Source organism: Cupriavidus sp. SK-4, assembly GCF_000611125.1.
GTDB classification, from domain to species: Bacteria; Pseudomonadota; Gammaproteobacteria; order Burkholderiales; family Burkholderiaceae; genus Cupriavidus; species Cupriavidus necator.
The window spans coordinates 138,529-150,224 of sequence record NZ_JFJW01000069.1 but is presented as its reverse complement, the minus strand read 5'-3'; the positions used below and the strand labels follow the sequence as shown (position 1 = coordinate 150,224).

The following is an 11,696-nucleotide window of genomic DNA, read 5'->3' as shown; positions in this document are numbered from 1 at the left end:
CCCGGGCGTGCGGCGGTAGCCGCCGGTCAGCGCCAGCAGGTCGGGCTTGGGCAGGATGGCGGGGATTTCCACCGCCTGCCACGCCAGTCCCTTGGCGCCAAGTGCCAGGCGCACCTTCTCGGAGAATGGCGAAGTTGCGTACTGATGAAGAATGATGTCGGCCATGCGCTCCACCTCCATGTTTGCCAGCGGGTGCCGGCGGATTCAGTCCAGCAAGTCCGGCTGTTCCTTGACGATGCGGGCATAGAGCGGCTGGAACTGGAACCAGCCCGCCTGCGCCGTGCCGACGATCGAATAGGCCTGGCGCGCGGCCGCATCGGAGATCAGCTTCAGCGGCGCCTGGGTGCGCGCCGCGGCGGCTTCGGCCAGCAACTGGACCTGGCAGGAGCGCTCCATGGTGATGAACCACCAGGCGGCTTCGTCCACGGTCTTGCCGACCGTCAGCAGGCCATGGTTCTGCAGGATGGCGGCCTTGTTCCGGCCCAGCGCATTGGCGATGCGCTGGCCCTCGTCGAGCTCCACTACCACGCCGCCGAAATCGTCATAGACCGCATGGTCCTGGTAGAACGCGCACACGTCCTGCGTCAGCGGATCGAGCGGGCGGCCCAGCGTGGACCACGCGCGGCCATAGGTGCTGTGCGAATGCGCGGCCGCGACCGCGTCGGAGCGGGTCTGGTGCACGCGCGAATGGATGGCGAAGGCCGCGGCATTGACCGGGTAGTTACCCTCCACCACGTCGCCGTGGTGGTCACATCGGATCAGGTTGGAAACCTTGACCTGGCTGAAATGCACGCCGAAGGGATTGACCCAGAAGGTATCGGGAAACTCCGGGTCGCGCGCGGTGATATGGCCGGCCACGCCTTCATCGAAACCGAACCTGGAAAACAGCCGGAAGGCCGCGGCCAGGCGCTGCTTGCGGTGCAGGCGCTCTTCGGCGGCGGTGGCGAACTGCGGCGGGCGCGGCAGGTTGCGGTAGCGGGCCTTGACCTCTTCGGGCAGGCCGGCGCCGATCTCGTCGTCGCTCTGGATTTGCGGGGCTTGCGGGGCATTCATCGGTGTCTCCATTTTTTTGGTGAAATCCGTTGCCCGCGGCGCGCCCGGCAGGCGCGCCGCGGCCCTGCATGCGCCGGTCAGACCAGCTTGACCAGCTGCTTGCCGAAGTTCTTGCCCTTGAGCAGGCCGATAAAGGCTTCCGGCGCACTGGCCAGGCCTTCGGCAATGCTCTCGCGGAACTTGAGCTTGCCCTGTGCGACGGCGGTGCCCAGTTCCTTCAGCGCCTGCGGCCAGACTTCCATGTGCTCCGAGACGATAAAGCCTTCGATGGTCAGGCGCGACACCAGGATCAGCTGCGGGTTCTTCAGCGGCAGCGGCTGGCCGTCATAGCCCGCGATCATGCCGCACAGGGCGATGCGGCCGAAGGCGTTCATGCGCGTCAGCACGGCGTCCAGGATATCGCCGCCGACGTTCTCGAAATAGCCGTCGATGCCGTCCGGGGTGGCTTCCTTGAGCATCTTGTAGAGCTCCTTGGGATCCTTGGCCGCCTTGTAGTCGATGCAGGCATCGAAGCCCAGCTCATTGACCACGTAGTCGCACTTGTCCTTGCCGCCGGCAAAGCCGACCGCGCGGCAGGCGGCCAGCTTGGCCAGCTGCCCGACCACGCTGCCCACCGCGCCGGAGGCCGCGCTGACCGCGATGGTCTTGCCCGGCTTGGGCAGGATGATCTTGTTCAGGCCGTACCAGGCGGTCACGCCCGGCATGCCGACCGAGCCCAGGTAGGCAGACAGCGGGATATGCGTGGTATCGACCGGCTGCAGGCCGGTGCCGTCGCTGACGCCCATCTCCTGCCAGCCGAACATGCCGACCACCTTGTCGCCCGGCTTGAACTTGCTGTTCTTGCTTTCCACCACTTCGCCCACGGTGCCGCCGATCATGACCTCATCGAGCGGCTGCGGCGCGGCGTAGGACTTGCTGTCGTTCATGCGGCCGCGCATGTACGGGTCCAGCGACAGGTAGTGGTTGCGCACCAGCACCTGGCCGTCGGCGATCTGCGGCACGGGCACTTCTTCCAGGCGGAAATTGGCCGGCGTCACCGCGCCTTCGGGACGCGAGGCCAGGACGATGCGCTTGAACGTTTTGGACATGATCGATTCCTTTCAGTAGGAATATGGAACGGCTTGAATACTGCGTCGGGAGGGAACAGCCGCGCTGCCCCGTCTGCTGCATCGGCGCCGGCGCTCAGCCGTCGGCACCGGTATCGGTTTCACCCGGGCGCTGCGGCGGCATGCGCCGGATGTACTTGAAGGTGCCCGAGCCGCGCGCCACGGTCTTGCCGTCGGCATCGACGATCTCGCCTTCGCAGAACACCATGGTGGTGGTGCGGTGCACGGTGGTGCCGCGCGCGGTCAGCGCGCCGCGCCCCGGCGCCATGAAGCTGGTCTTCATCTCGATGGTGACCACGCCCCGGCCATCCGCGTCGCTGCTGCGGCCGGCGATCGCCATGGCGACGTCAAGCAGCGTCATGATCACGCCGCCGTGGGCCATGTCCCAGCTGTTCTGGTGACGCTTCTCGATCGGCAGCGCGATTTCGCTGCGCCCGTCTTCGGCGAAGGTGCAGGTGACGCCGAGATCGGCAAGGAAGGGGATGTGGGTCAGGGGGCCTTTGAACTGGTTCATGGCAATTGCGAAGTCCGAGAATTAGGTGCCGGCGAGGCCGAGGCCCCGCGCCGGCCCCAAGTTTGAGGGCAATCCGAGATTCCGCCAAGCCGCGCCGTGCGTCATGTCCGGAATGCCCCCGGGCCCGGCTCAGACCGCGCTGACGCCGCCGTCCACCGCCAGGATCTGGCCGGTGATGTGCTTGCCAGCGTCGCTGGCAAACAGCAGCGCGGCACCCTTCAGGTCCTCGTCGTCGCCCAGGCGGTGCAGCGGCACGCCGGCGCACATCGCCTCAACGCCCATGCGCTCGAGCGAGCCCTTGGTCATCTTCGACGGGAAGAAGCCCGGCGCCAGCGCATTGACGGTGATGTTGTGCTCGCCCCACTCGGCCGCCAGCGTGCGCGTGAAGTTGACCACCGCGCCCTTGGAGGTGTTGTAGGCAATGGTCTCCATGCTGCCCGGCGGGTTGCCGGCCAGGCCCGCGATCGACGCCACGTTGATGATGCGGCCATAGCGGCGCGGGATCATCGACAGCTTGCCGATGCGCTGGCTCAGCAGGAACAGGCCGCGGATGTTCAGGTTCATCACCTTGTCCCAGGCCTCGACCGGATGGTCTTCGGCCGGGGCGCCCCAGGTGGCGCCGGCGTTGTTGACCAGGATGTCGACGTGGCCCAGCTTGGCGATGGCCTCGTCGGCCAGGCGCGCGATCTCCGACTCCTGCGAGCCGTCGGCGGCGATCCAGTCGGCCTCGATGCCGAGCGACTTCAGGTGCGCCTGCGCCGCCTGCAGCTCATCGGCCTTGCGCGCCGACAGCACCACGCGGGCGCCCTGCTCGCCCAGCGCCTCGGCAATCTGCAGGCCAAGCCCGCGCGAGCCTCCGGTGATCAGCGCAGTCTTGCCCTTCAGGTCAAACAGTTGCTGGATGGTACGCATATTGTCTTCCTTCGTTCTGTAGTGTTCGGGGATGGGCAAGCGCCGCTCAGAACCACGCGTCCTGCATGTCGAGCGTGGTGCGGTCGAGCGACTCAAGCAGCGCCAGCTGCGGGCCTACCTTGGGCAGTTCCCAGCGGAAGAAGTAGGCCGCCGCGGCCAGCTTGCCGCGGTAGAAGTCCTCGTCTTCCTTGCCGTTCGCGCGCGGCAGCGCGGCTTGCGCCAGCAGTGCCTGTTCCAGCCAGATCCACGCCACCACCACGTGCCCGAAGGCCTCCAGGTAGACCGAGGCATTGGCCAGCGTCACGTTGGGGTCGCCCGCGCTCCACAGCGCCTGCGTAACCTCGGCCAGGCGTTTGGTGGCGGCGCCAAGGGCGCCTGCCTGCTGCGACAGTTCGGCATTGCCGGCGGCCAGCGCGCGGCCGATGGTGTCCTGCACGCGCCCTCCCAGCAGCTTGAAGGCCGCGCCATCCTTCATCACCACCTTGCGGCCCAGCAGGTCCAGGCCCTGGATGCCGTGCGTGCCTTCGTGGATGGGGTTGAGGCGGTTGTCGCGGTAGAACTGCTCGACGTTGTACTCGCGCGTGTAGCCGTAGCCGCCGTGCACCTGGATCGCCAGGTTGTTGGCCTCCAGGCACCATTGCGACGGCCAGCTCTTGGCGATCGGGGTCAGGATGTCGAGCAGCAGCGCCAGGCGCGCGTGCGCGGCTTCATCGCCGGCCGCCGCCGCGGCCTCTTCCTCGTCGACCAGGCGCGCGCAATACAGGTTCAGCGCCAGGCCGCCTTCGACATAGCTCTTCTGCGCCAGCAGCATGCGGCGGATATCGGCGTGCTCGACCAGCTTCACCTGCGGGCTGGCCGCATCCTTGCCGCCGGGGCCGACCGCGCGGCCTTGCGGGCGGTTGCGCGCGTAGTCCAATGCGTGCAGGTAGCCGGTATAGCCCAGCATCACCGCGCCCAGGCCCACGCCGATACGCGCTTCATTCATCATGTGGAACATGCAGGCCAGGCCCTTGTGCGGCTCGCCCACCAGGTAGCCGATCGCACCGGCCTTGCCGTCCGGCTGGTACTTCATGCCTTCGCCGAAGTTCAGCAGGCAGTTGGTGGTGCCGCGGTAGCCCATCTTGTGGTTCAGGCCGGCCAGCACCACGTCGTTGTGCTCGCCCAGCGAGCCGTCTTCGTTGACCAGGTACTTGGGCACGATGAAGAGCGAGATACCCTTCACGCCCGGGATCAGCTTGCCGTCCGGGCCGGGGATCTTGGCCAGCACCAGGTGGACGATATTGTCCGACAGCTCGTGCTCGCCGGCGGAGATCCACATCTTGTTGCCGCGCAGGCGGTATTGCTGGCCCAGCGGCGATTCGCCCTCATACTCGGCGCGCGTGGTGATGTCGGACAGCGACGAGCCCGCCTGCGGCTCGGACAGGCACATGGTGCCGAAGAAGCGCCCTTCCATCTCCGGCTTGACGAAGGTCTCGACCTGCGCCGGCGTGCCGTGCGTCAGCAGCAGGTTGGCGTTGCCGATGGTCAGGAACGGGTACGAGCTGGTGCCGACGTTGGCACCCTTGAAGTAGGCAAAGCCGGCTTTCTCGACCACCACCGGCAGCTGCATGCCGCCCAGTTCATAGTCCTGGCCGGCGGCCATCAGGCCGGCCTCGCAGAAGGCCTTCAGCGCGGTGCTGACCTCGGGGATGATGCTGACGGTCTCGCCGTCGAAATGCGGCTCTTGCTGGTCGTTCTTCTTGTTGTGCGGCGCGAACAGGTCGGTGGCGATTTTCTCGCAGGTGTCCAGCGCTGCGTCGAAAGTCTCGCGCGAGTGGTCGGCATAGCGCGGGATGCGCGTGAGCTCGTCGACCTTGAGCCATTCGTACAGCACGAAATTCAGGTCGCGGCGGGAAAGGATCATCGACATGGTGTCTCCATGCGGCGCACTGCGTGGCGTGCCGCGAGTTCTTTTGTCTTTTGGTGCGAGCCGCCGGGGTTTTGAATCACCCTATGGGTGCTCCCTCTCCCGCCTGCGGGAGAGGGTTGGGGTGAGGGCGGGAGTCTCGACGAAGTGCAGCGTGTCGGTCTGCCAGCGCCCCCCCCCCCCGCCCCCCCCCCGGCAGGGGGGAGAGGGGAGCAAACCGGCAGCCTTGCCGGCTTTGTCGGCAGTTACAGGACTTCGAACAGCCCGGCTGCGCCCTGGCCGCCGCCGATGCACATGGTCACCACCACGTACTTGACGCCGCGGCGCTTGCCTTCGATCAGCGCATGGCCGACCAGGCGCGCGCCCGACACGCCGTACGGGTGGCCCACAGCAATGGCGCCGCCATTGACGTTCAGGCGGTCCATCGGGATGCCCAGCGTATCGGCGCAGTACAGCACCTGCACGGCGAAGGCTTCGTTCAGCTCCCACAGGCCAATGTCGTCGACCTTCAGGCCGGCCTTCTTCAGCAGCTTGGGCACGGCAAAGACCGGGCCGATGCCCATCTCGTCCGGCTCGCAGCCAGCCACGGCAAAGCCGCGGAACACGCCCAGCGGCTGCAGGCCGCGGGCCTCGGCCACGCGCGCATTCATCACCACCGCTGCCGAAGCGCCGTCCGAGAACTGCGAGGCATTGCCGGCGGTGATCACGCCACCCGGCACCGCACTGCGGATCTTGGCCACGCCTTCCAGCGTGGTATCGGCGCGGATGCCTTCGTCGGCGGAGATGGTGACTTCCTTGGTCACCAGCTGGCCGGTCGACTTGTCGGCCACGCCCGCCAGCACCGTCATCGGCACGATCTCGTCCTTGAACTTGCCGGCTTCCTGCCCGGCGGCGGCGCGTTGCTGGCTGCGCACGCCGTACTCGTCCTGGCGCTCCTTCGAGATGTTGTAGCGCTTGGCCACGTTCTCGGCGGTCTGCAGCATGTTCCAGTAGATTTCCGGCTTGTTCTTCAGCAGCCAGCTTTCCTGGACCATATGGCGGTTCATCTCCTGCTGCACGCACGAGATGCTTTCCACGCCGCCGGCGACGAAGATGTCGCCCTCATCGGCGATCACACGCTGCGCGGCCATGGCGATGGTCTGCAGGCCGGACGAGCAGAAGCGGTTGACGGTGGCGCCGGGCACGGTCACCGGGCAGCCGGCGCGCAGTGCGATCTGGCGCGCGATGTTGGCGCCGGTGGCACCTTCCGGATTGGCGCAGCCCATCAGCACGTCTTCCACTTCGGCGGCCTCGATCTTGGCGCGGGCAATGGCGTGCTGGACGGCATGGCCACCCAGCGTGGCGCCGTGGGTCATGTTGAAGGCGCCCTTCCAGCTCTTGGCCAGCGGGGTCCGCGCGGTGGATACGATGACTGCTTCGTTCATGTCTTGCTCCTCGGAATCTCTTGTGTCGTTCAGTTCGGTGGTTCGGTTCAGCCCTGGCCCTTGAGCAGTTCAGCGGACGTGACGCGCGCAACGCCGGCGGTGCCGAGGTCCTGCCATGCTTTGGCCATCGACCCTTCCAGGTCGATGGCGCGGCAGGCATCCTCGATCACCGCGGCTGCAAAGCCCGCGGCGCGCGCATCGAGCGCGCTCCAGGCCACGCAATAGTCCGTCGCCAGACCCGCGCAGAACACGCGCTTGACGCCATGCTCGCGCAGGTAGCCGGCCAGCCCGGTGCGCGTGGTGCGGTCCGCTTCCAGGAAAGCGGAGTAGCTGTCCACGTCGGCATGGTGGCCCTTGCGGATCACCAGCCGCGCATGCGGCACGTGCAGGCCCGCATGCAGCGCAGCGCCTGGCGTGTCCTGCACGCAGTGCACCGGCCACAGCACCTGCTCGCCATACGGCAGCGTCAGCGTCTGGAACGGCTGCGTGCCCGCATGGTTGGCCGCGAACGAGACGTGGCTGACGGGATGCCAGTCCTGCGTCAGCACCACGTGCCCGAACGCACGCGCCAGCCGGTTGATGACGGGCACCACTTCATCGCCGTTGGGCACGGCAAGCGCGCCGCCCGGCATGAAGTCGTTCTGCACGTCGATCACCAGCAGGCAATCGTCAGGTCCAATGGTGGTGTTCATGGCCGCTCCTGGCTGAACCCTCTTGGCGTATTAACCGTTGAAGCCCTTGCCTTCGTCCGCCAGCTTCTGCAGCAGCGGCGCGACCTCCCACGCTTCACCGTGGTAGCCCTTGGCGTAGCGCTTCATCGACAGCGCCACGTTGTACAGGCCGACCTGGTCCGCGTACAGCATCGGGCCGCCGCGGAACAGCGGGAAGCCGTAGCCGGTCAGGTACACCATGTCGATATCCGAGGCCTTGGAAGCAATGCCTTCTTCCAGGATCTTGGCGCCTTCGTTGACCAGCGCGAACACCAGGCGCTCTACGATCTCTTCGTCAGAGATCTTGCGGCGCGTGATGCCCAGGTCCTTCGAGTGCTGCACGATCATGTCGTTGACCTGCTGGTTCGGGTACGGCTTGCGGTCGCCCGCCTTGTAGTCGTACCAGCCCGCGCCGGTCTTCTGGCCGAAGCGGCCCATCTCGCACAGCAGGTCGGCGGTCTTCGAATACTGGATGTCCGGCTTGTCCACCGCGCGGCGCTTGCGGATGGCCCAGCCGATGTCGTTGCCGGCCAGGTCGCCCATGCGGAACGGGCCCATGGCAAAACCGAACTTCTCGATGGCCTTGTCCACCTGTTCCGGCAGCGCGCCTTCGTCCAGCAGGTAGCCGGCCTGGCGGCTGTACTGCTCGACCATGCGGTTGCCGATAAAGCCGTCGCACACGCCCGAGACCACCGCGGTCTTCTTGATCTTCTTTCCGATCTGCATGACCGTGGCCAGCACGTCCTTGCCGGTCTTCTCGCCGCGCACCACTTCCAGCAGCTTCATCACGTTGGCCGGGCTGAAGAAGTGCATGCCGACCACGTCCTGCGGACGCTTGGTGAACGAGGCGATCTTGTTGACGTCCAGCGTGGAGGTGTTCGAGGCCAGGATCGCGCCTTGCTTGGCGACTTCATCCAGCTTCTTGAACACGGTCTCCTTGACGCCCATTTCCTCGAACACGGCCTCGATGATCAGGTCGGCATCCTTGAGGTCGTCATAGGACAGCGTGGTGCTCAGCAGGCCCATGCGCTGCTCGACCTTCTCTTGCGTGAGCTTGCCCTTCTTGGCGCTGTTCTCGTAGTTCTTGCGGATCGTGGCCACGCCGCGGTCCAGCGCTTCCTGCTTGGTTTCCAGCATGGTGACCGGGATGCCCGCGTTCAGGAAGTTCATGCTGATGCCGCCACCCATGGTGCCGGCGCCGATCACGGCGACCTTCTCGATCTTGCGGGTCGGGGTGCCTTCGGGCACATCGGGGATCTTGCTGGCGGCACGCTCGCCAAAGAAGGCGTGGCGCAGCGCGCGCGATTCCGGCGTGGTCACCAGGAACAGGAAGCCTTCACGCTCTTCCTTCAGGCCTTGCTCGAACGGCTTGAGCGAGCCGGCCACCGCTTCCAGGCACTTCAGCGGCGCCGGGAAGTTCTTGGCCATCGCAGCCACGGTGTTGCGGGCAAAGCCCAGGTAGCCTTCGGGGTTTTCGTGGCGGACCTTCAGGTCGCGCACCTTGGGGTGCGGGCCGCTGGCGGCGCCGACGTTCTGCGCGAACTTGACGGCCGCGGGCAGCACGTCACCGTCGACGATCTCGTCGAACAGCTTGGTGCCGGCGAACTTCTCGGACAGCACCGGGGTGCCCGACACGATCATGTTGGCCGCGGCCTCCAGGCCGATCACGCGCGGCAGGCGCTGCGTGCCGCCGGCGCCGGGCAGCAGGCCCAGCTTTACTTCCGGCAGCGCGATCTGCGCGCCCTTGGACGCCACGCGGTAGTTACAGCCCAGCGCCAGTTCCAGGCCGCCACCCATGGCGACCGAGTGCACGGCGGCGACCACCGGCTTGGACGAGCCTTCCAGCACGCGGATCACCGAGTGCAGCGTCGGCTCCTGCATGGCCTTGGGCGTATTGAATTCACGGATGTCGGCGCCGCCCGAGAAAGCCTTGCCAGCGCCGGTGATGACGATGGCCTTGACGGCGGCATCGTCCAGCGCACGGGTCATGCCATCGACGATGCCAAGCCGGGTGCTGTGACCCAGGCCGTTGACAGGGGGATTGTCGAGCGTGATGACGGCTACGCCGTCCTGAACCTGATACTGCGCTGTCATGCTGGTTCCTTTGGTGTCAAAAGTTGTCTCGGGATTCGAATTCTCGAATTCATTTTTTACTGCACGGCGCGGCCAGCGGCGGCCGCCGACTGCTGCGGGAGGTGGCGGTCATGGGCGGGTAAACCCTCCGCCCTACCTGCCGCTTTCCCGCGTCCCGCAACGCCTTCCGGCGCTTGGGCGAAACAAGCATACACAAAATAGCACGGTCGTTCAATTTCAATTTTCGGACTTTTCCGGCGACATGCGCGGCGCGAATGCCGCCCCTGATCGCAATGCATGGCGGGGGCGCTTAACCCAGCGCCAAATCGCCCTGCCATGCCGGATAGAGCACTTGCCGAGTGCGACTGAGTGCCGCCTCTAAACCAGTATCGGACTTTATTTGACCGACACGGACAAATCGCGCGAGCCGACACGGTAGACTCGCGGCTTTTCGTTTTTTGCCGTCCGGGTTCCACAAGATGCCGGATCGGCGGAAGGTCCAGCGACCCTGATGTCTTCCCCCTCACATTCCCACGCTCACGAGCACCAGCACCCGGTGGTCGAGCAAGACCACCTCAAGCGCAGGCTCAAGGCCCGCCACCTGAGCATGATTGCCATCGGCGGCGCGGTCGGCACCGGGCTGTTCGTGGCCTCGGGCGCCTCGATCGCGCAGGCCGGCCCCGGCGGCGCGCTGCTCATGTACATGCTGCTCGGGCTGATGGTCTATTGCCTGATGACCAGCCTGGGCGAGCTGGCGGTGCATATGCCGGTGGCCGGCTCCTTTGTCACCTACAGCGCGCTCTATGTCGACGAAGGCTTCGGCTTCGCGCTGGGCTGGAACTACTGGTTCAGCCTGGCGGTGACCATCGCCGTGGAACTGACCGCGGCGCAGCTGGTGATGCAGTACTGGTTCGCCGAAATGCCCGGTGTGGTCTGGAGCGCCGCGTTCCTGCTGCTGATGTTCGGGCTCAATGCGTTCTCGGTGCGCGGCTTCGGCGAGGCCGAGTACTGGTTCGCACTGATCAAAGTGGTGACTGTGATCGTGTTCCTGGGCGTGGGCCTGTTGATGATCTTCGGCATCATGAAGGGTGGCCCGCAGTCCGGCTGGCACAACTTCACCATGGGCGATGCGCCCTTTGTCGGCGGCATCCCGGCCATGATCGGCGTGGCGATGATCGCGGGCTTCTCCTTCCAGGGCACGGAAACGGTGGGCGTGGCCGCCGGCGAAGCGGAGCACCCGGCCAGGACCATCCCGCGCGCGATCCGGCAGACCTTCTGGCGCATCCTGCTGTTCTATGTGATCGCGATCCTGATCATCGGGGTGCTGATTCCCTATACCGATCCCAGCCTGCTGCGCAACGACGTCACCGACGTGGGCGTGAGCCCGTTTGCGCTGGTGTTCCGCCACGCCGGCCTGGCCTTTGCCGCGGGGCTGATGAATGCGGTGGTGCTGACCGCGCTGCTCTCGGCCGGCACCTCCAGCATGTATGTGTCGACCCGGATCCTCTACGGCCTGGCCGTCAGCGGCCGCGCGCCGCGCGCGTTCGGCAAGCTGACCGTGAGCGGCGTGCCGTTCAATGCGCTGCTGGCCACCACCGCCGTGGGCGCGCTGTGTTTCTTCAGTTCGCTGTTCGGGGACAAGGCGGTCTACCTGTGGCTGCTCAACACCTCGGCCATGACCGGCTTCTTTGCCTGGCTGGGCATTGCCATCAGCCACTATCGCTTCCGTCGCGGGCTGGTGCACCAGGGCTATGACGTGGGCATGCTGGCGTACCGCTCGCCGCTCTATCCCTTCGGCCCCATCTTTACCGTGGTGCTGTGCGTGGTGATCGTGGCCGGGCAGAACTACCAGGCGTTTGCGGATATCCCGAACCGGTGGCCGGAGATCGTGGCGACCTATATCGGCGTGCCGGCGTTCCTGGCGCTGTGGTGGGGGTACCGGGCCGTGAAGAAGTCGCGGCTGATTGCTTACGAGGATATGCCGTTTGACTTGCCGAA

At 66.2% G+C, this 11,696-nt stretch carries 10 protein-coding genes; 1 reads left to right on the top strand and 9 read right to left on the bottom strand.

What is annotated here, in order from left to right:
* The 9 genes from CF68_RS38385 to CF68_RS15565 all read right to left on the bottom strand — a co-directional run.
* Positions 1-165: glutathione S-transferase N-terminal domain-containing protein (locus CF68_RS38385; RefSeq protein WP_235205783.1), on the bottom strand; the 165-nt coding region annotated here is incomplete at its 3' end.
* Positions 166-204: 39 nt separating this feature from the next.
* Positions 205-1,053 (bottom strand): class II aldolase/adducin family protein, encoded by an 849-nt coding sequence (locus CF68_RS15600; protein WP_035820256.1) that lies wholly within the window; start codon positions 1,051-1,053, stop codon positions 205-207.
* Positions 1,054-1,130: 77 nt separating this feature from the next.
* The gene (locus CF68_RS15595) at positions 1,131-2,141 is read right to left on the bottom strand and encodes an NADP-dependent oxidoreductase (protein ID WP_035820254.1); all 1,011 of its coding nucleotides are present in this window, start codon (positions 2,139-2,141) and stop codon (positions 1,131-1,133) included.
* A gap of 94 nt (positions 2,142-2,235) precedes the next feature.
* Positions 2,236-2,673, bottom strand: a complete 438-nt coding sequence (locus CF68_RS15590) for a PaaI family thioesterase (RefSeq protein WP_035820252.1) — start codon at positions 2,671-2,673, stop codon at positions 2,236-2,238.
* Between the two features lie 129 nt (positions 2,674-2,802).
* Positions 2,803-3,585 carry an SDR family oxidoreductase gene (locus CF68_RS15585; protein ID WP_013956539.1) on the bottom strand — a complete coding sequence of 261 codons (783 nt, stop codon included), beginning with the start codon at positions 3,583-3,585 and terminating at the stop codon, positions 2,803-2,805.
* 46 nt (positions 3,586-3,631) lie between these two features.
* Positions 3,632-5,494: an acyl-CoA dehydrogenase gene (locus CF68_RS15580; protein WP_035820250.1), complete on the bottom strand. Its 1,863-nt coding sequence runs from the start codon at positions 5,492-5,494 to the stop codon at positions 3,632-3,634.
* A 242-nt stretch (positions 5,495-5,736) separates the two neighbouring features.
* Entirely contained in the window at positions 5,737-6,915 is a 1,179-nt protein-coding gene (locus CF68_RS15575; protein WP_035820248.1) for an acetyl-CoA C-acyltransferase, read from the bottom strand.
* 47 nt (positions 6,916-6,962) lie between these two features.
* Complete coding sequence (pncA, locus tag CF68_RS15570) at positions 6,963-7,607, bottom strand: bifunctional nicotinamidase/pyrazinamidase (protein ID WP_035820247.1); 645 nt, start codon at positions 7,605-7,607, stop codon at positions 6,963-6,965.
* Positions 7,608-7,637: 30 nt separating this feature from the next.
* Positions 7,638-9,719 carry a 3-hydroxyacyl-CoA dehydrogenase NAD-binding domain-containing protein gene (locus CF68_RS15565; protein ID WP_035820246.1) on the bottom strand — a complete coding sequence of 694 codons (2,082 nt, stop codon included), beginning with the start codon at positions 9,717-9,719 and terminating at the stop codon, positions 7,638-7,640.
* Between the two features lie 490 nt (positions 9,720-10,209).
* Between CF68_RS15565 and CF68_RS15560 the strand changes: the two genes are divergently transcribed.
* Positions 10,210-11,696: amino acid permease (locus tag CF68_RS15560; RefSeq protein ID WP_304413118.1), on the top strand; the 1,487-nt coding region annotated here is incomplete at its 3' end.

Excerpts from the sequence above, each read along its gene's own strand:
- CF68_RS15600 (WP_035820256.1), bottom strand. The coding sequence starts at position 1,053 with ATGAATGCCCCGCAAGCCCCGCAAATCCAGAGCGACGACGAGATCGGC.
- CF68_RS15595 (WP_035820254.1), bottom strand. The coding sequence starts at position 2,141 with ATGTCCAAAACGTTCAAGCGCATCGTCCTGGCCTCGCGTCCCGAAGGC.
- CF68_RS15590 (WP_035820252.1), bottom strand. The coding sequence starts at position 2,673 with ATGAACCAGTTCAAAGGCCCCCTGACCCACATCCCCTTCCTTGCCGAT.
- CF68_RS15585 (WP_013956539.1), bottom strand. The coding sequence starts at position 3,585 with ATGCGTACCATCCAGCAACTGTTTGACCTGAAGGGCAAGACTGCGCTG.
- CF68_RS15580 (WP_035820250.1), bottom strand. The coding sequence starts at position 5,494 with ATGTCGATGATCCTTTCCCGCCGCGACCTGAATTTCGTGCTGTACGAA.
- CF68_RS15575 (WP_035820248.1), bottom strand. The coding sequence starts at position 6,915 with ATGAACGAAGCAGTCATCGTATCCACCGCGCGGACCCCGCTGGCCAAG.
- pncA (WP_035820247.1), bottom strand. The coding sequence starts at position 7,607 with ATGAACACCACCATTGGACCTGACGATTGCCTGCTGGTGATCGACGTG.
- CF68_RS15565 (WP_035820246.1), bottom strand. The coding sequence starts at position 9,719 with ATGACAGCGCAGTATCAGGTTCAGGACGGCGTAGCCGTCATCACGCTC.